Origin of the sequence: Flavobacterium psychrotrophum (assembly GCF_003403075.1) — a bacterium.
Lineage (GTDB): Bacteria > Bacteroidota > Bacteroidia > Flavobacteriales > Flavobacteriaceae > Flavobacterium > Flavobacterium psychrotrophum.
Genome location: NZ_CP031557.1, coordinates 3,931,484 through 3,952,098, shown reverse-complemented (window position 1 = coordinate 3,952,098; position 20,615 = coordinate 3,931,484). Strand labels below are relative to the sequence as shown.

Below are 20,615 nucleotides of genomic sequence, written 5' to 3'. Positions count from 1 at the left end.
ATTACGGAATATGGCTTCTAATAAAAATATAAATATAACCCTTAAGATCTGGCGCCAGAAAAACGCCAAGACTAAAGGAAACATCGAGACTTATAAACTTGATAATGTTTCTACCGACAGCTCATTCCTTGAGATGCTTGATCAATTGAACGAGCAGCTTGTAGGTAACAGGCAGGAGCCGGTAGCTTTTGACCACGACTGCCGCGAAGGTATTTGCGGTATGTGTTCGCTATACATTAATGGCCAGGCACACGGCCCTGCGCACAAGGTTACTACCTGCCAGCTGCACATGCGTTCTTTTAAAGATGGAGATACCATTTATGTAGAGCCATGGAGGAGTAAGGCATTTCCGGTAATTAAAGACCTTGTTGTAGACCGTTCGTCTTTCGACAGGATACAGCAGGCCGGTGGTTTCGTTTCTGTAAATACTACAGGCCGCACCATAGATGCTAATGCTACCCCGGTACCTAAGCATGATGCTGACCGCGCTTTTGAGGCTGCGGCATGTATTGGTTGTGGTGCTTGTGTTGCAAGTTGTAAAAATGGTTCTGCCATGCTGTTTGTAGGTGCTAAAGTATCTCAGTATGCATTATTGCCGCAAGGTAAGGTAGAGGCTACACAGCGTGTACTTAGCATGGTGCGCCAGATGGACGAAGAAGGTTTTGGTAACTGTACCAATACCGGTGCGTGCGAGGTAGAATGCCCTAAAGGAATTTCTTTAGAGAATATTGCCCGTATGAACAGGGAATACCTTTTTGCAAGCGTTAAGTAATAAAACAAAGCAAATATATTGAAAGCGCATCCTGAAAAGGATGCGCTTTCTGTTTTAATGGGTGTGCCATCATAAAACTTTGTAACTTTGCAGCTTTATAACTTTGCAACTCCTTTATGATTGAAGATAAAAATCAGCAGCGCACAAGCCTGGGTAACCTGGGCGAATTTGGCCTTATAGAACACCTTACAAAAGACATTGAGATAAAACAGCCCGGTACCCTTACCGGTATAGGCGATGATGCTGCTGTGCTCGATTTTAAAGATAAAAAAGTAGTGGTGAGTACCGACCTGCTTGTAGAGGGCGTACACTTTGACCTGGCCTATATGCCACTAAAACACTTGGGCTACAAAGCCGTGGTAGTTAACGTGAGCGATATTTGCGCCATGAACGCAAAGCCTACACAAATAACCGTTTCTATTGCGGTATCTAACCGTTTTCCGGTTGAGGCGCTGGATGAATTATATGACGGTATAAAGCTTGCGGCAAGAGTTTACGGTGTAGACATTGTTGGGGGAGATACCACATCATCCCAAAAGGGAATGATATTGAGCATTACCGCGCTTGGCGAGGCTAATGCTGAGGATGTTGCCTACCGCAACGGTGCTGGCGATACCGACCTGCTTGTGGTAACCGGCGATATAGGGGCATCTTACATGGGGTTGAAAGTACTTGAAAGAGAAAAGCAGGTGTTTGAAGTTAACCCGCAAAACCAGCCCGACCTAGATGCTTACAGCTATCTTATAGAGCGCCAATTAAAGCCGGAGGCACGTGCAGATGTGCGTGAACTACTGGCAGGACTTGAGATTAAGCCAACATCTATGATCGACATATCGGATGGTTTATCGTCTGAGATTATCCACCTTGCCAAGGCAAGCGGGGTAGGCTGTAACCTGTATGAAGAAAAAATACCGGTAGATCCACAGCTTATCAATACCTGTGAGGAGTTTAATATAGATATTACAACCGTAGCCATTAATGGTGGTGAAGATTATGAATTGCTGTTTACCATCAAAATGGAAGATTTTGAAAAGATAAAGCACAATCCTAATTTTACTATTATAGGGCATATGACACAGGAAAGCGAAGGCATACACCTTATTACCCGTGCCAATACAAAAATCCCTCTTAAATCAAGGGGATGGAATGCACTATCTGAAAACGAATAATTTTCAGAAAAGCTCAGGGTTTATAGTTCATTGTTCTTTTTAAAGTGCTGTATAAAAGAGCATGAGTGAACAACAATGAACCATAAACCCCGAACAATTTTAAACTGCCTCCGGCGCTTCCTGGCACAACTCTATTAAAACGCCGTTAGTGCCTTTTGGGTGCAGGAATGCCACAAGCTTATTATCAGCACCTTTTTTAGGGGTTTCGTTTAGTACGGTAAAACCTTCTGCCTTTAAACGGGCTATTTCGGCTACAATATCGGTCACATCAAAAGCAATGTGATGGATGCCTTCTCCCTTTTTTTCTAAAAATTTAGCTATTGGGCTGTCTGTATTTGTGGCTTCTAATAGCTCTATTTTGTTTGGCCCGTTCTGAAAGAAAGCTGTCTTTACACCTTCACTTTCAACTTCTTCGGTTTTATAGCAAGGTGTGTTAAGCAGTTTTTCAAAAAGCAGTGTAGATATTTCGATGTCTTTTACGGCTATACCTATGTGTTCTATTTTGTTCATTAATCCTTTTTGTTAAGTTTTATGATTCCGGCATAAGTTGCAGCCCAGATTGTACCGTCACTACTTTGTGCTATTTGTTCGATGTATGTGCTTGGTATATTTGAATTTTCATTTGTATATACCTCCCATTTGTCTACAGAGACCGTATATTTTATAACTCCAACATTACTTAGTGTTATCCATAAAACACCTTTTTTTTCATCTAATAAAAAGTTGTTTATAGAATGCTCACCAAAAAGATCTTTTCTGTTTCTGGTAATGTTTTGCCAGTTTCCGTCTGTTTTTAAGACATAAATTCCCTGGCCTTGCTTTTTGTCATTATAAAGTGAAAACCATAAATTTCCGTTTTTGTCTTCATACATTTGCATTATATATGCTTTAGAAAGCGGAGAATCGGAATCGCCAAATAAGATTGTTTTACTACCGTCTATGCAAATATTTCCTTTCTCAGTCCCTATCCATATTTTCTTCTTGTTATCTACAAATACTCCAAAAGTTTTATTGCTGGGTAATACGGAATTTTGTGTTGTTATGGCTGACCAGTTCTTTCCATCAAATTTTGCAACACCATCCCATGAGGTAAACCATTTGTTGTTGTCATTATCAATATAAATTCTGCGGGCCCATTTTACAGGTGAGGTAACAGAGTCGTAAACAGTCCATTTATCGTTATTAAATTCATAAATATGCCACCCGGCAATAAACCATTTACTATTTGCTTTATCTATAGCTATGCTGCTTACTGTAGTAGTTTTGTTTTTGTCGTACATTTCGCCTTTCAGTCCAGAATTTTTAACGTTATACAACTGCCAATTATTATTTTTTAATTTAACAACGCCATTATCTGTGCCTATCCAAACATAATCATTGCTGTCAATTGCAATGGCACGACACATATCCCATGGAAGCTGCGAATTTTGTTGTGTATATACTGCCCAGTTTTCAGAAAGGTCTTTTTGGTCCCTGCCCTTTACATTTGTTGTGCCTGTACTTTTCATGTTAGCACTTCCGACATTATCAAAATTTCTTCGCTTTACAGATATGTTTCCATTTTTAAAAGTTAAGAGGAGAGATATTGAAGATTTTTGCGCTCCTGACTTATTTACGCAAGGCTTCCAGTTTATTGTTTTATTGACTGCATTTTGAAGATCAAGCTTACGGCTTTTTATATTCGTCCTGTTTTGTGCGCTAAGTAAGCAGGCTACACCTTCTGAATCAATTAAAACCTGTACCTCAATTTCTCCGGATATATTTTTTAAAGATTTGCTGTCAAGTCCTTTAGCAAGTTGTGCTGTAAAATCTTCAGGCAAGGTAACTTTTGGCATACCACAATCAAGACAAAAGCGGTCCAGTTTGCAGCCTTCAAATTTTTCATTATAAAAATGCTGTGAAAATCCTGCCAAAGTATACATGCACAGGAAAAATGCTAATAATTTTTTAAACATGATTTATTGGTTGGTATATTGATTGCACAAATATAGCAGATTATACCAAATTGCTTTAAGATAAACTAATCCTCCTCCTCTAAAGTAAAAATTTCATTTACAGGTGTATTAAACAATGCTGATAGCTTTAAGGCCAGCACGGTAGACGGTACATATTTCTGGCTTTCGATAGAGTTTATCGTTTGGCGCGAAACACCAATTTTGTCGGCCAGGTCCTGTTGGGTCATGTCCAGCTTTGCACGTTCTACTTTTAGTTTATTTTTCATTGTTCATTCCTTTAAGCATCATCCTGTGGGTCATTATAAAAACAATGAGCATGGTAAGAATTGCTTGTTGGATACTTAATTCAAAGTCATTGTCGCCAAATATAAAGAAAGAAATAAACGGGTACATAAAAGCATATGCAATAATGAAAATAAAACTTGCCAGTACAGCTTTTAAACGTATCTGAAGTGTCATTTCATCTTCTATTTTGTTTGCAGACCATGCAAACAGGAAGATACCAAGAATAATGAAGTTAAGGATTGCCAGAAATGCAAAATCTTTAATTTCCTCGCTGGCATCGCTAATAAAAGGTTTTGCAGATAGTAATGCAATGATGGAGGAAGCCACAACGCCAATGCCTATTTTTTTAAAATAATTTGGCAATAAAGAGCGTGTGTACTTGTTTGATATTGGTTTCATAATGTTTAATTTAATTGTCTTTTTGTAAAATTTGTTTTTCTATATGACAAATATACTTTACATTTTGAAATAACAAAATATTTCAGAAGAATTTTTTACGGTCATCTAAGTACAATCAGATATCACAATATAAAACTATAAACCGTTGGAGTCTTGAAACTTTACATCTCCTAACGATAAATTGAGTATTTTTGCAAAATGGAAACAAACAGGCAAAAAAAAATAGGGGCACTGCTGCAAAAAGATTTAGTAGACATACTACAGGGCGAAGTGCGTAAAAATGGAGTGAGCAACCTGGTGCTTTCGGTATCTAAAGTAATGGTAACGTCAGACCTTTCTATAGCAAAAGTATATCTTAGCGTTTTTCCTACTGAAAAAGGAGCTGAGATAATGGCTGCTGTAAAAAGCAACGCACCACTTATAAAACACGACCTTTCGCAGCGCGTAAGGCTACAATTGCGCAAGGTGCCAAACCTTGTGTTCTTTATAGACGACTCGCTGGATCGTATCGAGAAGCTGGACCGCGAACTTACCGGCGAAAACAATCCTATTACAAACCCTGAGCTTTTAGAGAGGCGCAAGAAAATGTAAACCATCTTTGGGCATAGCATTATACATAGCAAGGCGCTACACCATAACCCGCAGTAAAAGCACGGCCGTAAATATTATTACGGGCATTGCTGCATTGGGCATACTGGTAAGTACCGCCGCGCTGTTTGTAATCATGTCGGTTTTTAGTGGGCTGCGCGATTTTAGCCTTTCTTTTGCTAACGATACAGACCCCGACCTCAAACTGGAAGCAGCTGCGGGCAAGTCATTTTTTATTGACGCTGCCCAGCAAAAAGAACTCAAAGCCTTAAAAAATATAGCGGCTTACACTTTCGTGGTAGAAGAGCGCGTGCTTTTTTTCTATAACGGAAAAGAGCAGGTGGCTTACCTTAAGGGAGTAGATAGTACTTATACTAAAGTTGCGGCTATGAACAGCCCCAAAAGGCTTCTTGGCGGGCAATGGCTTATGCCCCACAGCGGCCAGGTAGTAGTAGGCGCGGGTATTTACAACCGCTTGTCGCTGGGGCTTTTTAATATGGCTAAAGCGCTGGAGGTATATGTGCCAAAAGCAGGCAAGGGCGGTATAAACTCTGAAGAAGACGGTTTTAATAAAGAAGAGCTGATGGTTGTAGGCGTATATTCGGTTAACGAAGATATAGACAACCGCTACGTATATTGCAGTCTCGACCTTGCGCAGGATCTGCTTGAGTTTAAAAACGGGCAATACACTAATATTGAAATCAAGATGAAGCCCGGTGCAAACGAAGCTTCTGTTACTGATGATCTTCAAAAGATATTTAAAAATAAGGTTACCATAAAAAACAGGGCGCAGCTTAACGATTCGCTTTACAAAATGCTGAATGCAGAAAACCTGGTTACCTACCTGTTTTGTTCTTTAGTTGTAGTGCTTACATTATTTTGCCTTGCGGGCGCGCTTATTATGCTGATACTTGATAAGCAGGACAATATCCGCACACTATATAGCCTTGGGGCAGAACTGCGCAGCCTGTGTAGCATCTTTTTTATGCAGGGTATATTTATAACTGCATTAGGCGCATTCTTCGGGCTTGCACTGGGAATTGTAATTGTTTTGGCACAGCAGCAATTTAACCTGCTTATGATAACACCGTCTATGGCCTACCCAACGGCATTTACGGGAATGAATGTGTTAATAGTACTCGCTACAATATTTATATTGGGTGTTATAGCATCGCGCATTGCCGCATCCAGGGTAAACCTTTCGATCATAGAAAATTAATTCCCGTTTCCTGGGGTTTTCTATCCAATCTAAAAAAATCAAAAAATCATGGCTGAAAAAGGACAAAATAAGAGTGCCCTTACACGCTTTTATACGCTGCTGAAGCAATCGCTCAACGGCGAAAATATCGATTTTACAAAAGGCAGCATCCGCAGGGCGGTATTGCTGTTGGCTATACCCATGATGCTCGAAATGATGATGGAATCGGTCTTTGCACTGGTAGACCTGTATTTTGTAGGCCATCTTGAAAACAGCAGCTTTGCAGTACAAACGGTAGGCTTAACAGAATCTGTACTTACCATATTATATTCCATTGCCATAGGAGTAAGTATGGCAGCTACGGCTACTGTGGCACGGCGTGTGGGCGAAAAAGATACCGAGGCTGCCGGGCGTGCCGGTATGCAGGCAGTAATAGTGGCGCTAAGCATTAACGTGCTACTGGCGGTGCCGGGTTTTATCTTTGCAACAGATATACTAAAAGCCATGGGGTCGTCGCATGAATCGGCGGTGTATGGTACACCTTTTATGCGCATTATGTTTGGCAGTACGTTTGCTATTATGCTATTGTTTTTGCTAAACGGAATATTTCGTGGTGCGGGTAATGCCGCCATTGCCATGAAAAGCCTTTGGATAGCTAATCTTTTTAATATCCTTTTATGTCCGTTGCTTATTAATGGCTGGGGGCCTGTGCCTGCTTTTGGGCTTACCGGTGCAGCCATAGCTACAACCATAGGGCGCAGCATGGGTGTGCTGTACCAGCTATACAATTTGTTTAACGGCAAAGGGCTTGTGAAAGTTATGTGGAGTTATTTAAAGCCCGATATGGAGCAGATAAAGGCATTGGCAAAAGTAGCAGCTCCGGGTGTATTGCAATTTGTAATAGCCTCATGCAGCTGGATATTTCTTGCAGAGCTTGTAGCTCTTACGGGTAAAGACGAAGGGTCTGCCGGTTACCAGAGCGCCCTGCGCATTATGATGTTCTTTATGCTGCCTGCATGGGGGCTAAGCGGTGCCGCTGCTACGCTGGTAGGGCAGAACCTGGGTGCCGGAAATGTAGAAAGGGCAGAACGATCTGTACTTGTTACAGCCAAGTTTAATGTTATATATATGGCGGCCATTATGATAATAACATTATTAAGTGCCGATAGCCTGATGTGGTATTTTACCAATAACCCCGATGTGCATGATATTGCCGTTAAGGCTATTCGCATACTGAGCCTGGGTTATATATTTTATGGCGTGGGCATGGTTATGATCAATGCCTTTAATGGTGCAGGAGATACTAAAACGCCTACTAAAGTAAACCTTATAGGCTTCTGGCTGTTCCAAATACCATTTGCCTACCTCATGGCGCTAAAGTTTGAGTTAGGGCCTCTTGGCGTGTTTATAGCCATACCTGTAGCCGAAACGTGCATGAGTATTGCCAGTTTTATCCTTTTTAAAAGGGGTGGGTGGAAAAAAGTTAAAGTGTAGTTGTAAATACAGATTTTGACATATATCTCTCGGAATAAAAAGTGTGGGGATTTAAAACCAAAAACCCACACTTATCCAAGTGAAATGTTTGTGGCTTTCGGGGCTCCAGCTGTGTTTTATTTCTACAGGGCCTAAAATGGTTTCCATGCCATAGCCAAATGCATAGCCAGAGTATTGCGGAATGGAGAACATCTTACCCTCTTCATAAAGGTTATTGCCTATGTTGGCATAGTTTGCACTAAAATTAAGGTGGTTCTTTTTGAATATCTCATAATCTGCAGTAATGCTGCCTTTTATATAGCTGTTGCCGGAAAGGCTCAGAAAATCATAACCATAAAAATGCCTGAAACTGTGCGACGGATAATAACCATAACCTCCCAGTACAAAATCGAAGGTAGGCACTTTGTTTTCTCCAAAAGACATGCCTGTTTCGGTTTGCAGGAGCAACGTGCAATGATCAAAAATGGTTTGTGCCGTGCCCAGCTCACCTTTTATAAGTGTAAAACGGTCAAACGTATTGGTATAATCTGATGAGAATAAGAATGCTTTGGCTTCTCCTGAAAAGTAATATCCTTCTGTTGGAAAATACTTGTCATCATACGAGTCAAACTTGATGTAGCCATAGGCATTAAAATAATCACTGTCATCAAACACAGGGTTTACACCCGGCAATGTAGGCGACTGTATTTTAATATGCTTATATTCTGCACCACCACCTATTAAAAAGCGTTGTGCAAAAATGGTTTGTATATACAACTGGTTTGTAAAGTCTTTAAAGTCGATGTTCATGGTGTCATTCCCAAGCAATTCCGCCAAGGCCCCGGTAGTGTAATCGGCAGATATATTACGGTTAAAACTGGAGTAATGCGAATGCAGCCCATAACTCAGGTGGAAACCGTTGTCTATATAATAATCAAAATTATACCTGAAATTATCGCCCAATATCACATCCAGTGAGGCTACATCGTTTCGTTTCACAAAGTTTTTTTGTGTCATGTTTAGCAATATTGCACTCTTGTAAAGCGGGTCGTAATGCAGGCCAAATTTAATGTAGCGGTTAATAGGGTTTTCCTTTAACGTAAGTTTTAATATCTCTCCCTTCTTTTCGCCGGGTTCAAAACAATAGCTCATTGAGGTAAAGTTTTGTGTAGCATTAAGAGTACTAAGGCCGTTATTAAGGTCTTCATAAGTAATGGTGCTTGCAGGTTTAAAGTTTAGCTTTCCAATTACATACGAACGTGTATAATTATTTAATCCGGCAATGCGTATTTGCTCTACATAAATAGAATCCTGTAAGGGCAGTGGTTTTTTTATTACAGGCTGTCCTCCGCCAAGGGGCAGTAGCTTAGCCAGCATTTCGCGCCCGGCTTTTTCGCCCTGGTCAATTATCGCGCCGCCATCTTCAAAAGATACTACGGTAAAAGCCGAGATGTCTGGTTTAATGTAAATGTCGGTAGCTTTGCGCTTTTCCGTCATTTTTTGTATCATCTGGTAGTTGTTTATCTGCACGAGTATGCCCGTGGCGCCCCTTATCTGGTCGCGGTTCTTTAACGGATCCTGTACATCTACGCCTATTACAATGTCTGCCCCCATTCTGCGCACTTCTTCAATAGGGTAGTTATTGGTAACGCCGCCATCTATAAGCAGGCGGCCGTCTATCTCCACAGGGTTATATAAAGACGGAAATGCCCCACTGGCAAGTATGGCATCGGCCAATACCCCATTATTCAGCACCACTTCTTCGCCGGTTTCAATATCTGTAGCGATACACACAAAAGGGATTGGCAATTTTTTAAAATCGCGAATGTGCCGCACATGGTCTGTAAGGCGGTTAACGGTAGTATAATTGTAAAGCCCTTTAGATAAGGCTGTAGGTACACCTATCCTGAAATTTTTAAACGGTAGCTGTAGCGCATACATCTCATCATTCCGTTTCTCAAAAAAGTTTTTAGAAACCCGGGGCGTATAATCGCGCAGTAACGCATCGGCATCAAGCGAGCGAAAAATAGAATCAAGCTCCTTTGCAGAATAGCCTGCGGCATACAGCCCGCCTACAATAGCGCCCATGCTGGTTCCGCCTATGTAAGATACTTCTACACCGGCTTCTTCCAGTACTTTTAATACGCCAATGTGGGCAAGGCCTTTAGCCCCGCCGCCGCTGAGTACAACGCCTACTTTAGGCTTATGTTTTTCCTCCTGTGCCGCCATTTTTGTAAGCGATAGGCAGAGCAGCAGGAGTAGCAGTTTCTTCATTTACTTGGTCTTGTCCGTATAATATTCCGTTATCTTTTTTGCTTTTGATGGCCCTACCACCTTTGCAATTTCTTCTTCTGTAGAGGCTGCCATGCGCTTAACCGATTTAAAGTGCTTTATGAGCGTTATCATGGTTTTTTCGCCTATGCCCGGTATGCTTTCTACAGATGTTTGTAAGGCACCCTTACTGCGCTTGTCGCGGTGGTGGGTAATACCAAAGCGGTGTGCCTCGTTGCGCAGGTGTTGTATGATTTTTAGCGTTTCGCTTTTTTTGTCTAAATACAGGGGTACCGAATCGCCGGGGTAGAAGATCTCTTCCAGCCTTTTAGCGATGCCTAAGATAGTTATCTTTCCTCGAAGCCCAAGGTCGTCCAGGCTTTTTAACGCCGAGCTTAGCTGCCCTTTTCCACCGTCGATTATGATAAGTTGGGGCAGGGGCTGGTTTTCGTCCTGCAGGCGTTTGTAGCGGCGGTACACCACCTCTTCCATACTTGCAAAGTCGTTAGGGCCTTCTACGGTTTTAATATTAAAATGGCGGTAGTCCTTCTTACTCGGCTTGCCATCTTTAAATACTACGCAGGCACTCACCGGGTTTGTACCCTGAATGTTAGAGTTGTCAAAACACTCTATATGTCGGGGTTCTTCGGGCAGGCGCAGGTCTTTTTTCATTTGCGCCATAACGCGGTTTGTATGCCTGTCCGGGTCTACGATCTTTATTTGTTTGAGCTGATCCATACGGAAAAAACGGGCATTGCGTTCGCTCATGTCGAGTATCAGCTTTTTGTCGCCCATTTTAGGCACGGTAACGTTTACATTTTCGCCCAGGTTTATTTCATATGATGCCAGTACTTCCCGGCTTAGCAGGTTAAAGCGCTCACGCAATTCTACCACGGCTATTTCCAGCAGTTCTTCGTCCGGCTCGTCCAGTTTCTTTTTAATTTCCATGGTATGCGAACGGATAATGGCGCCATGCGAAACCTGTATAAAGTTTACATAGGCCATGCTCTCATCGCTGATGATGGTAAAGCAGTCGAGGTTGTTAATACGCGGGTTAAATACCGTGCTGCGCGACTGGTAGCTTTCCAGTACTTCTATCTTTTCTTTAATGCGCTGTGCTTCTTCAAAGCGCATGTCTACAGCCAAGTCCTGCATCAGCTTTTTAAAATCTTTAAGGCTCTCTTTAAAGTTGCCCTTAAGTATTTCGCGAATGGCATTTACATGATGCTGGTAATTTTCGAGAGATTCGTGCTCTTCACACGGGCCTTTGCAATTGCCTATATGATATTCCAGGCATACTTTATATTTACCTGCACGCACATTAGTTGGGGTAAGATCATAATTGCAGGTACGTAACGGATACAGCTCCTTTATAAGGTCGAGCAACGTGTGTACGGTACGAAAGTTAGTATAGGGCCCAAAGTACTCGCTCCCGTCTTTAATAACATTCCGCGTAGGGAAAATGCGCGAAAAAGGTTCGCGTTTAATGCATATCCACGGGTAGGTCTTATCGTCTTTAAGAAGTACGTTGTAGCGGGGCTGTAGTTTTTTTATCAGGTTGTTTTCCAGCAGCAAAGCCTCACTTTCGGTAAGCACCACAATGTGTTTTATGCTCACAATTTTGCGTACCATAACACGGGTACGGCCTACCTCATGCACCTTATTAAAATAGGACATTACCCTCTTTTTAAGGTTCTTGGCCTTACCCACATACAGCAGCTTATCGTCTTTGTCAAAGTATTGATACACCCCCGGGCTGTCCGGCAGGGTTTGTATCTGTAATTCTAAGGGCGTTTGCATACAGCAAAGTTAACAAACATTATCCATAAGTTTAATAATGGTTACGTGTACGATAGTGGGTTTAACACAGTTAAAGTTTAAACGATAAAACCAGTCGAAATGTTACGGTAACCAAACCTAATTTATTATTTTTATGCTTTAACAGGAATAGCCTGCTGTTCCGCAGACCGTGTACATGAGTGAAGTACTTTTAGATTATAATAACGTAACCATTAAAGACCGGGGCATTGCCATTTTTGAAGCGCTGACTTTTAAGATCGAAAAAGGGCAGCACTGGGCAATTACCGGCACAGCAACATCGGGTATTCCGGTTTTGTTGCAGGCTATGGCAGGTAAGCTACTGGTTACGGGCAGTGTAGTGCAGCAGGCAAAGTCAGCTGTGTTGGTTAGCAACACTTCGCATTTTAAAAACAAATCGAATATCGGCGATTTCTACTATCAGCAACGCTTTAACAGTGCCGATAGCCAGGACGCGCTAACGGTAACCGAATATCTTAAAAGCATTCAGCCTTTCAGCGAAAGTCAAACCTGGACGTTAGTACACACATTCGAACGGCTCAACCTGAATTACCTGGCAGATAAACCTGTAATCATGCTGAGCAATGGCGAAACCCGCAGGTTGCTTTTGGCAGAAGCCCTGATAAAAAATCCCGCATTATTGCTTTTAGATAATCCGTTGGCGGGGCTTGATGTGGCTTCGCGTAAAAATTTTGATTTGCTTCTGGAAGAGGTTATCAATTCGGGTATTAATGTAGTGATTGCTACAGCACCCGATGAAATTCCGTCATGTATAACAAATATTGCAGTTCTTGATAACGGTGAAATTACGGCAGCGTTATTGGCAGGAGATTTTGATTCTGCAGATTATAATTTTTCAGAAGAAAACACTTTTGATACGGTCCTGCTTCAGGAACTGGTTGCGGACTGGCAGTTGGCGGCCTTTGAGCACATCATCAAAATGCAAAACGTCTCCATCAAATATGCAGAGAAGATTATTTTAGATGATATCAACTGGCAGGTAAAACAGGGCGAACGCTGGGCGATACAAGGCCATAACGGTGCGGGTAAAAGCACACTGCTAAGCCTGGTAAACGGCGACAACCCACAGGCTTATGCCAATGACATTATATTGTTTGACCGTAAACGAGGTTCGGGCGAAAGCATCTGGGACATTAAAAAGAATACCGGATTTGTATCGGCAGAATTGCCAAAATTCTTTCCTAAAGACCAAAGCTGTATACAGGTAATTGAGTCCGGATGCTATGATACCATGGGGCTGTTCCGCAAACCAAAAGAAGAACATCGCGATACCATCCTGCAATGGATGCGCCTTACGGGTGTTGAAGCGTTTGCCGATAAGGTATTTGCTACGGTACCGCTTTCGGCGCAACGCATTTGCCTGCTTATACGCGCCCTGATAAAAAAACCGCCCTTGCTGATACTCGACGAGCCCTGCCAGGGGCTGGACAGCGCGCAGGTAAATCATTTTAAAACCATTATTAACCATATTTGCAGCAGTACCCAAACCACACTGCTCTACGTGAGTCATTACGAACACGAAATACCCGAATGCGTTGCCCAAAGACTAACCCTGAACGCAGGCAAAGTTTTGGAAACCGCAACCAATACCCATAGCCTATGAGCCAGAAAGACATTACCATACTTGGAGAAACCATAAAACCCGGTGAGGGTAAAACCATTAACATGGAAATTGCCCGCCTGCATACCATGACCAAGCTTAAGATACCGATAATTGTAGAACGCTCTAAAATTGACGGGCCTGTAGTGCTGTTTTCGGCAGGGCTGCACGGCGATGAGATAAATGGTACAGAGATAGTGCGCCAAATTATAACCCGCAACATCAACAAACCTAAAACAGGTACTATTATTTGTATGCCGGTGGTTAATATTTTTGGTTTTATAAATAAGAGCAGGGAGTTTCCTGATGGGCGCGACCTTAACCGCGTGTTTCCCGGTAGTAAGATGGGCTCGCTTGCCAGCAGGTTTGCCTATCATCTGTTAAAGGAAATTGTGCCTCATATAGAGTATGCTGTAGATTTTCATGCCGGGGGCGCCAGCCGCTTTAATGCTCCGCAAATCAGGATAGTGCCTAATAACCCGGAACTAAAAGACCTGAGCGATGTGTTTAATGCGCCTTTTACGCTGTACAGCAAAAACATTGCAGGGTCGTTTCGTAATGCGTGTGGCAAACTGGGGGTAAAAATGCTATTGTTTGAAGGCGGTAAGTCGCTCGACCTGAATAGTGAAATTACCGAAGAAGGCGTACAAGGTGCTAAACGATTGCTGAATGAACTAGGAATGCTAAACCCTAAAAAAACGGCACATATTGCCGCCGCGCCTACCAAATATATTCTTACCTCGGCGTGGGTACGGGCACGCAACTCGGGCTTGTTCCAAAACCAGATTAAAGCCGGGCAGTATGTTACCAAAGGCGAGGTTATTGCCCATATTACCGACCCGTTTGGTAAATTTGAAAAAAAGGTTCGTGCCCCGCATAGTGGCTATATTATCAACAGCAACGATGCCCCGATTGTGTATCAGGGGGATGCTATTTTTCATATTAGCGTGAAGTTGGGATAGGTGGCAACATGATAGCTCCCAGTATAATCCATCCGATTACTTATTTTTGAATTATTATTAGAACATATTTTAAGTTGGCTATAGTTAAAACTGCATAAATGATACTTTATAAATACCGAAATGATTCCAATTTTACTGAAAAAATATTTATTGATAAAAAAGTTTGGCTTGCTAATGCAGAAGCTTTAAATGACCCCTTTGAATGTAAAATATCTGAAATAGCCAAGGATTGGATTGATGAACAAGTTAAAGTGATGAAAAGTGGCCAATTGATGGGTTTTGCCGGTGGACTTGTACAAGCTGTAAAAACTAAGACAGGTTTTTATGGTCTAAATTCTAAACAAACTAATGAATACGCTAAAAAATTTAGGGCGAGAAGCTTCGATCAACAATATCTTTCGATGAGAGACTTTATCTTCAGAAAGACTGGTGTAGAAATGAGTAGGCCAGATGATACATTTAATAATTTTGATAAACAATTAAATGATGTTGGGATATTTAGTCTAACTGAAACTGACGATAATGAACTGCTTTGGGCATACTATGCGGATAGTTCAAAGGGGATTGCAATTGGCTTTGAAGTTGTTGAAGGAAACAAATTGTATAATTCAGAACATTGCTTAAAGGTAATTTATACAGATACAAAACCGACTTTCAATGGTAAAGGTTTTAAGAATACTGTCAGTTTCTTTAAGGATAAAAATATTCAAAAAATATCTTTTGATGATGAGACATTTAGGCAAGCGATTTCAACAAAAAACACTACATGGTTCCATGAAAAAGAATGGAGATATGTCGAAGAAAGAACAGGAAGCTATGACTTTCCGGGTAAAATAGTTGAAGTAATTTTTGGGCTGAAATGCCAGAGTGATGTGCGTGAAAAATATTATAATTTAGTCAAAATGCATATTAATAATGAAGTGCAATTTTTCGAAGTAAAAATTATAAACAATAAATTAGTTAAGTGTTCTTATAGTGAGTTGTAACCTCTGCTAGCGCAAGCATCTCACTCGTGCCCACAGGTATCCGGCACGAGTGAGACACTCGCACTAACGAGAACTTTGCGCCTCCACCTAGCGTGGAAATTAATATCTGCTTATCAGACCGCCGCGCTCCGTACCTCCACTCGCGGTGACGGGACGGATGAGTAGCGGTAAATTCTAAACCACAACCACGTCTTTTGTTATTAATATAACAATCCTCACAGCCCTATAACGATTTACATTATCGAATATTTATTTTTATGTCAAAAAAGAAATGTAAAATTAAATTTTTCCGATATTTGTTCTATGAAAATGCAATGGAGTGGTTTATTGCCGTACCTTAAATTCCTGATAAAGCGTAATCCGGAATGAAATGTGCTGCCTTGCAGTTTCATTGTTAAATAAAAACACACAAAATTATGCCTATATATCATAAACTTGGCAATATTCCGCAAAAGCGCCATACACAGTTTGAAAAGCCGGATGGCGGGCTGTACTATGAGCAACTTTTTGGTACCGAGGGGTTCCACGGGCACTCGGCACTGCTGTACCATGTGCACCGCCCTACCCAGGTAAAGGAAATCCTGAAGTCCTACTCGGTAGAACCAAAAATTGCCATCGACAAAAATATAAAATCGCTGCTGCTTAAAGGTTTTGAACTAAAACCCGAAGCCGATTTTTTAGACAGTCGCAAAGCTATGCTGGTAAACCGCGATTGTATCATTGGGCTGGCAGCACCACAGGAGTCGCTTCGCAGTTATTTCTACAAGAATGCCGATGCCGATGAGATGCTGTTTATCCATAAAGGTACCGGCACGCTGCGCACCCTTATGGGTAACATCCCGTTTGAGTATGGCGACTATCTTATCATTCCGCGTGGAATGATTTACCAAATCGATTTTGACACGGCAGATAACCGCATTTTTTATGTAGAATCTACTGCGCCTATCTACACACCTAAGCGTTATAAAAATGCCAGCGGACAGCATCTGGAGCATTCGCCGTTTTGCGAACGCGACTTCCGTATGCCTACCGAACTGGAAACGCACGACGAAAAGGGTGACTTCCTGATCAAGATGAAAAAGGAAGGCATGATGCACGAGGTGGTTTATGCCACACACCCGTTTGACGTAATAGGGTGGGATGGATATAACTTTCCGTATGCGTTCAGCATCCATAACTTTGAACCTATAACCGGGCGTGTGCACCAGCCGCCTCCGGTACACCAAACGTTTGAAACCAGTGGTTTTGTAGTGTGCTCGTTTTGCCCAAGGCTGTACGACTACCATCCCAAAGCCATTCCGGCACCATACAACCACAGCAACATAGACAGCGATGAGGTACTGTATTATGTAGATGGCGACTTTATGAGCCGCAACAACATAGAGCAGGGTCACATAACGCTGCACCCTAAAGGCATTCCGCACGGCCCTGCACCCGGTGCGATGGAGCGCAGCATAGGCAAAACCATAACCGAAGAACTTGCAGTAATGGTAGACACCTTCCGTCCGCTTATGGTAACGGCAGAGGCTATGGGGCTTGACGACGGGCAGTATTATAAGAGCTGGGTAGAATAATAAGCCTCACCCCCAGCCCCTCTCCGAAAGAGAGGGGAGCCAACGAACGGGCACAGTACGCAATAATTAATGAAAAATGAGCTTTAATCGATACAAAGATATTTGAGTGAAGCTGTCCCCTCTCCTTCGGAGAGGGCTAGGGAGAGGTTAACCGAGTGAAGCTATTCCCCTCCGAAGGAGGGGTGGCTGAAGGCCGGGGTGGTTTTCCATTTCGATCGATAGGGAGAAATCTCACATATTAATTGTTTAGGGATTTCTCCACTTCGCTTTGCTACGGTCGAAATGGAAAATGCTTATCAATGTGGGGATTGCGAATAAAAAAACAACATTAACGCTGACGTAAATACGTCAGCAAAACAAAATACTACTATGAGTAACGAAATTAAAAACGTAGAATACGGATTAGAAAAAATATTTGAAGGCGCACAGGATTTCCTGCCGCTTTTAGGAACCGATTATGTAGAATTTATAGTGGGCAACGCAAAGCAGGCGGCACACTACTACAAAACAGCATTTGGCTACCAGTCATTGGCGTATGCCGGTCTTGAAACCGGAGTGCGCGACCGTGCCAGCTATGTGCTGCAGCAGGGTAAGATTCGCCTGGTACTTACTACGCCGCTTACGGCAGACAGCGAATTGAACAACCATATTGTAAAGCATGGCGATGCCGTTAAGGTTGTAGCGCTTTGGGTAGAAGATGCCCGCAAATCGTTTGAAGAAACTACCAGCCGTGGGGCAAAACCTTACATGGAGCCAACGGTAGAAACGGATGAGTTTGGTGAGGTAGTACGTTCAGGTATTTATACGTATGGCGAAACCGTACATATGTTTGTAGAGCGTAAAAACTATAACGGTACATTCCTGCCTGGTTATAAAGAATGGAAAAGCGATTACAACCCTGCGCCAACAGGCCTTAAATATGTAGACCACATGGTGGGCAACGTGGGCTGGAACGAAATGAATACCTGGGTTAAGTGGTATGAAGACGTTATGGGCTTTGTAAACTTCCTTTCGTTTGACGATAAGCAAATCACAACAGAGTATTCTGCGTTGATGAGTAAAGTAATGAGTAACGGTAACGGCCGTATCAAGTTTCCTATTAATGAGCCGGCTGAAGGTGTTAAGAAATCGCAGATCGAAGAGTATCTTGACTTTTACGGAGGCCCGGGTGTGCAGCACATAGCCATTGCTACAGATGACATCATTAAAACGGTTGCCGACCTTAAGTCGCGCGGTGTAGAATTCCTTTCGGCGCCGCCACAGGCTTATTATGATGCTGTACCAAGCCGCCTTGGTGTGCATAAAGATGCCTTTAAAGAAGACATACTGGAGATACAAAAGCTGGGCATTATGGTAGATGCTGATGAAGAGGGTTACTTACTGCAGATTTTTACAAAACCTGTAGAAGACCGCCCTACACTTTTCTACGAAATTATACAGCGCATGGGCGCCCGTGGCTTTGGTGCAGGTAACTTTAAAGCCCTGTTTGAGAGCATTGAGCGTGAGCAGGAATTGCGCGGAACATTGTAAATCCGTCTCGTTTCTGATAATAATATAATATAAGCTGATTTTAGGCTGTGTTTTTTGTCAAATTTGTGTTAAAGTGAAGTTTTAGTGATTATATTCGCAAGATTAAAACGTACCTTTGCACTCGCAAAAACGGGGTTGTTCGCAACTTTGGCTTTTTGTGGTAAATTTTTCATAATTTATAGTTTTTGGTTGGTTAATAGCATAAAAACCCGGTCATGTATTTGACTGGGTTTTTTTGTTTTAGTAAATTTGGAACAGAAATTGTAATTACCCCTTAAAAAAACGCCAAAACAAAAATTACTATGAGAAAGCTGATAGCCATAATTATGCTTTTTGTGTTAGGGGATGCCTTTGCGCAGGATGCCTTTAAAACGGGTGAGTATTTTAAGTTCAGGATACACTACGGTGTTGTAAATGCAGGATATGCCACACTGGAGATTAAGGACGCTGTTAAGAGCGGTAAAAAAGTGCACCATGTGGTGGGCAACGGATATACTACGGGTATGACGAAGTTCTTTTTTAAGGTGACAGATCTTTATGAGAGTTATTTTGATAAAGAAACCGGGCAGCCTTACCAGTATGTGCGAAAGATAGATGAAGGTGGTTACAAAAAAGACCAGGAAGGGTTTTTTAACCAGGGCAATAACACCGTGCTTGTAAAAGATTATAAAAACAACAAACAAAAGACCATATCAGTTACAGAAAACGTGCAGGATATTGTGTCTGTTTTTTACTATTTAAGAAATCATCCCAAGGTAGATAACCTTAAAGTAGGCGAGTCGATATCGGTTGATATGTTTTTTGACGATGAGGTAACAAAATTTAAGCTTAAATTCATTGGTAGGGAAGATATATCAACTAAATTTGGAACCGTTTCTACCATGATGTTCCGTCCGCTTGTACAGGCGGGGCGTGTGTTTAAAGAAGAAGAGAGTCTAACTGTCTGGATTTCAGACGACGGAAATAAAGTACCGGTAAGGATAAAAGCCAGCCTGGCAGTAGGGTCGTTAAAAGCCGACCTTGATGAGTATAGGGGGCTTGTTAATCCTCTCCAGATAAAATCAAAAAAATAAGATGGAAATTACATCGCCAATAGCGGAAAAACTGGAAGAGCTTGATAAAAAATTCAGGGCTATAAACCAAAAAACTGAAACACACCTTGAAGGCCTCCTTTGGTCAAAACCGATAACCTATTGGGATTATATACAAACCGATGCCCTGCTGAACCTGCAAACGCAGCGCACGGTACTGCCGGATGAAATGGTATTTATAATGTACCACCAGGTAAACGAGCTGCTATTTAAAATGATATTGTGGGAGATAGACCAGCTGTGCCATACAAAGCAGCCTGAAACAGCCTATTTTACCGAAAAGCTACGCCGCATAAGCCGTTACTTTGACATGCTTACCACATCGTTTGATATTATGGGCGATGGTATGGCTGTAGACCAGTACATGAAGTTCCGCAATACGCTTACGCCAGCCAGTGGTTTCCAGAGTGCGCAGTACCGCCTTATAGAATTTGCAAGTACAGATCTTATAAATCTTATCGATTACCGCTTTAGGCACAACATAGACCGTAACACGCCATATTCGCACGCTATGGATCACCTGTACTGGCAGGCAGCCGGTAAAGATTACCATACCGGCGAAAAAAGCTATCTGCTAAAAGAATTTGAGCGCAAATATAAAGCCGAGTTCCTTAGCTTTATGGAAGAATACAATACCATAAACATTTGGCGTAAGTTTAAACAACTTCCCGAAGAAAATCAGGCTAACCCTGAGCTTATTGCTGCCATGCGCCATTATGACTATACAGTAAACGTTACTTGGGTAATGCAGCACCTTAACACTGCCCGAAAATACATAGAAAGCGCCAGCGGCCCGCAGGAAGCTACCGGCGGTAGCGACTGGAAAAAATACATGCACCCTAAATACCAGCGCAGGATATTTTTCCCTGAACTTTGGTCAGAAGAAGAATTGCGCACCTGGGGTGAAAATGTATAACTGATAA

The 20,615-nt window shown here is 42.1% G+C and carries 18 protein-coding genes; 12 read left to right on the top strand and 6 right to left on the bottom strand.

What is annotated here, in order from left to right:
• Nucleotides 1–10 precede the first annotated feature (10 nt).
• Together DYH63_RS17100 and thiL are read left to right on the top strand one after the other, a co-directional pair.
• Nucleotides 11–772, top strand: a complete 762-nt coding sequence (locus tag DYH63_RS17100) for a succinate dehydrogenase/fumarate reductase iron-sulfur subunit (protein ID WP_116789952.1) — start codon at nucleotides 11–13, stop codon at nucleotides 770–772.
• Between the two features lie 116 nt (nucleotides 773–888).
• Nucleotides 889–1,941 (top strand): thiamine-phosphate kinase, encoded by a 1,053-nt coding sequence (thiL, locus tag DYH63_RS17095; RefSeq protein WP_116789951.1) that lies wholly within the window; start codon nucleotides 889–891, stop codon nucleotides 1,939–1,941.
• 99 nt (nucleotides 1,942–2,040) lie between these two features.
• Here thiL and mce read toward each other — a convergent pair whose 3' ends face one another.
• From mce to DYH63_RS17075, 4 genes are all read right to left on the bottom strand, one after another.
• Nucleotides 2,041–2,451 (bottom strand): methylmalonyl-CoA epimerase, encoded by a 411-nt coding sequence (mce, locus tag DYH63_RS17090; RefSeq protein ID WP_116789950.1) that lies wholly within the window; start codon nucleotides 2,449–2,451, stop codon nucleotides 2,041–2,043.
• Nucleotides 2,451–3,896 carry a ligand-binding sensor domain-containing protein gene (locus DYH63_RS17085; protein WP_116789949.1) on the bottom strand — a complete coding sequence of 482 codons (1,446 nt, stop codon included), beginning with the start codon at nucleotides 3,894–3,896 and terminating at the stop codon, nucleotides 2,451–2,453. Before DYH63_RS17085 ends, mce begins: the two co-directional genes overlap by 1 nt.
• Before the next feature lie 65 nt (nucleotides 3,897–3,961).
• A complete protein-coding gene (locus tag DYH63_RS17080) occupies nucleotides 3,962–4,162 on the bottom strand; it encodes a helix-turn-helix transcriptional regulator (protein ID WP_116789948.1) in 201 nt (66 codons plus the stop codon).
• Nucleotides 4,152–4,580 (bottom strand): hypothetical protein, encoded by a 429-nt coding sequence (locus tag DYH63_RS17075; protein ID WP_116789947.1) that lies wholly within the window; start codon nucleotides 4,578–4,580, stop codon nucleotides 4,152–4,154. Before DYH63_RS17075 ends, DYH63_RS17080 begins: the two co-directional genes overlap by 11 nt.
• Nucleotides 4,581–4,778: 198 nt before the next feature.
• On the opposite strand from DYH63_RS17075, the gene rbfA reads away from it, so the two are divergent.
• Genes rbfA through DYH63_RS17060 form a run of 3 tightly spaced genes read left to right on the top strand, consistent with a single transcriptional unit; the run spans nucleotide 4,779 to nucleotide 7,860 of the window.
• Nucleotides 4,779–5,171, top strand: a complete 393-nt coding sequence (rbfA, locus tag DYH63_RS17070) for a 30S ribosome-binding factor RbfA (RefSeq protein ID WP_116789946.1) — start codon at nucleotides 4,779–4,781, stop codon at nucleotides 5,169–5,171.
• A gap of 7 nt (nucleotides 5,172–5,178) precedes the next feature.
• Nucleotides 5,179–6,387 carry an ABC transporter permease gene (locus DYH63_RS17065; RefSeq protein ID WP_116789945.1) on the top strand — a complete coding sequence of 403 codons (1,209 nt, stop codon included), beginning with the start codon at nucleotides 5,179–5,181 and terminating at the stop codon, nucleotides 6,385–6,387.
• A 48-nt stretch (nucleotides 6,388–6,435) separates the two neighbouring features.
• Nucleotides 6,436–7,860 carry an MATE family efflux transporter gene (locus DYH63_RS17060; RefSeq protein ID WP_116789944.1) on the top strand — a complete coding sequence of 475 codons (1,425 nt, stop codon included), beginning with the start codon at nucleotides 6,436–6,438 and terminating at the stop codon, nucleotides 7,858–7,860.
• 51 nt (nucleotides 7,861–7,911) lie between these two features.
• On the opposite strand, the gene DYH63_RS17055 is transcribed toward DYH63_RS17060, so the two are convergent.
• Nucleotides 7,912–10,113: a patatin-like phospholipase family protein gene (locus DYH63_RS17055; protein WP_116789943.1), complete on the bottom strand. Its 2,202-nt coding sequence runs from the start codon at nucleotides 10,111–10,113 to the stop codon at nucleotides 7,912–7,914.
• Nucleotides 10,114–11,910 carry an excinuclease ABC subunit UvrC gene (gene uvrC, locus DYH63_RS17050; RefSeq protein ID WP_116789942.1) on the bottom strand — a complete coding sequence of 599 codons (1,797 nt, stop codon included), beginning with the start codon at nucleotides 11,908–11,910 and terminating at the stop codon, nucleotides 10,114–10,116.
• Nucleotides 11,911–12,085: 175 nt separating this feature from the next.
• On the opposite strand from uvrC, the gene DYH63_RS17045 reads away from it, so the two are divergent.
• From DYH63_RS17045 to DYH63_RS17015, 7 genes are all read left to right on the top strand, one after another.
• Complete coding sequence (locus DYH63_RS17045; protein ID WP_116789941.1) at nucleotides 12,086–13,552, top strand: ATP-binding cassette domain-containing protein; 1,467 nt, start codon at nucleotides 12,086–12,088, stop codon at nucleotides 13,550–13,552.
• Nucleotides 13,549–14,511: a succinylglutamate desuccinylase/aspartoacylase family protein gene (locus tag DYH63_RS17040; protein ID WP_116789940.1), complete on the top strand. Its 963-nt coding sequence runs from the start codon at nucleotides 13,549–13,551 to the stop codon at nucleotides 14,509–14,511. The genes DYH63_RS17045 and DYH63_RS17040 overlap by 4 nt, the downstream gene beginning before the upstream one ends.
• 98 nt (nucleotides 14,512–14,609) lie before the next feature.
• Nucleotides 14,610–15,497, top strand: coding sequence for a DUF2971 domain-containing protein (locus DYH63_RS17035; RefSeq protein ID WP_116789939.1), 888 nt, complete (start codon nucleotides 14,610–14,612; stop codon nucleotides 15,495–15,497).
• Nucleotides 15,498–15,913: 416 nt separating this feature from the next.
• Nucleotides 15,914–17,071 carry a homogentisate 1,2-dioxygenase gene (locus tag DYH63_RS17030; protein WP_116789938.1) on the top strand — a complete coding sequence of 386 codons (1,158 nt, stop codon included), beginning with the start codon at nucleotides 15,914–15,916 and terminating at the stop codon, nucleotides 17,069–17,071.
• 369 nt (nucleotides 17,072–17,440) lie between these two features.
• A complete protein-coding gene (gene hppD, locus DYH63_RS17025) occupies nucleotides 17,441–18,601 on the top strand; it encodes a 4-hydroxyphenylpyruvate dioxygenase (RefSeq protein WP_116789937.1) in 1,161 nt (386 codons plus the stop codon).
• Nucleotides 18,602–18,903: 302 nt separating this feature from the next.
• Nucleotides 18,904–19,674, top strand: coding sequence for a DUF3108 domain-containing protein (locus DYH63_RS17020; RefSeq protein ID WP_116789936.1), 771 nt, complete (start codon nucleotides 18,904–18,906; stop codon nucleotides 19,672–19,674).
• A gap of 1 nt (nucleotide 19,675) precedes the next feature.
• Nucleotides 19,676–20,608, top strand: a complete 933-nt coding sequence (locus tag DYH63_RS17015) for a tryptophan 2,3-dioxygenase family protein (protein ID WP_116789935.1) — start codon at nucleotides 19,676–19,678, stop codon at nucleotides 20,606–20,608.
• The last annotated feature ends 7 nt before the right edge of the window (nucleotides 20,609–20,615 follow it).

Excerpts from the sequence above, each read along its gene's own strand:
- DYH63_RS17100 (WP_116789952.1), top strand. The coding sequence starts at position 11 with ATGGCTTCTAATAAAAATATAAATATAACCCTTAAGATCTGGCGCCAG.
- thiL (WP_116789951.1), top strand. The coding sequence starts at position 889 with ATGATTGAAGATAAAAATCAGCAGCGCACAAGCCTGGGTAACCTGGGC.
- mce (WP_116789950.1), bottom strand. The coding sequence starts at position 2,451 with ATGAACAAAATAGAACACATAGGTATAGCCGTAAAAGACATCGAAATA.
- DYH63_RS17085 (WP_116789949.1), bottom strand. The coding sequence starts at position 3,896 with ATGTTTAAAAAATTATTAGCATTTTTCCTGTGCATGTATACTTTGGCA.
- DYH63_RS17080 (WP_116789948.1), bottom strand. The coding sequence starts at position 4,162 with ATGAAAAATAAACTAAAAGTAGAACGTGCAAAGCTGGACATGACCCAA.
- DYH63_RS17075 (WP_116789947.1), bottom strand. The coding sequence starts at position 4,580 with ATGAAACCAATATCAAACAAGTACACACGCTCTTTATTGCCAAATTAT.
- rbfA (WP_116789946.1), top strand. The coding sequence starts at position 4,779 with ATGGAAACAAACAGGCAAAAAAAAATAGGGGCACTGCTGCAAAAAGAT.
- DYH63_RS17060 (WP_116789944.1), top strand. The coding sequence starts at position 6,436 with ATGGCTGAAAAAGGACAAAATAAGAGTGCCCTTACACGCTTTTATACG.
- DYH63_RS17055 (WP_116789943.1), bottom strand. The coding sequence starts at position 10,113 with ATGAAGAAACTGCTACTCCTGCTGCTCTGCCTATCGCTTACAAAAATG.
- uvrC (WP_116789942.1), bottom strand. The coding sequence starts at position 11,910 with ATGCAAACGCCCTTAGAATTACAGATACAAACCCTGCCGGACAGCCCG.
- DYH63_RS17045 (WP_116789941.1), top strand. The coding sequence starts at position 12,086 with ATGAGTGAAGTACTTTTAGATTATAATAACGTAACCATTAAAGACCGG.
- DYH63_RS17040 (WP_116789940.1), top strand. The coding sequence starts at position 13,549 with ATGAGCCAGAAAGACATTACCATACTTGGAGAAACCATAAAACCCGGT.
- DYH63_RS17035 (WP_116789939.1), top strand. The coding sequence starts at position 14,610 with ATGATACTTTATAAATACCGAAATGATTCCAATTTTACTGAAAAAATA.
- DYH63_RS17030 (WP_116789938.1), top strand. The coding sequence starts at position 15,914 with ATGCCTATATATCATAAACTTGGCAATATTCCGCAAAAGCGCCATACA.
- hppD (WP_116789937.1), top strand. The coding sequence starts at position 17,441 with ATGAGTAACGAAATTAAAAACGTAGAATACGGATTAGAAAAAATATTT.
- DYH63_RS17020 (WP_116789936.1), top strand. The coding sequence starts at position 18,904 with ATGAGAAAGCTGATAGCCATAATTATGCTTTTTGTGTTAGGGGATGCC.
- DYH63_RS17015 (WP_116789935.1), top strand. The coding sequence starts at position 19,676 with ATGGAAATTACATCGCCAATAGCGGAAAAACTGGAAGAGCTTGATAAA.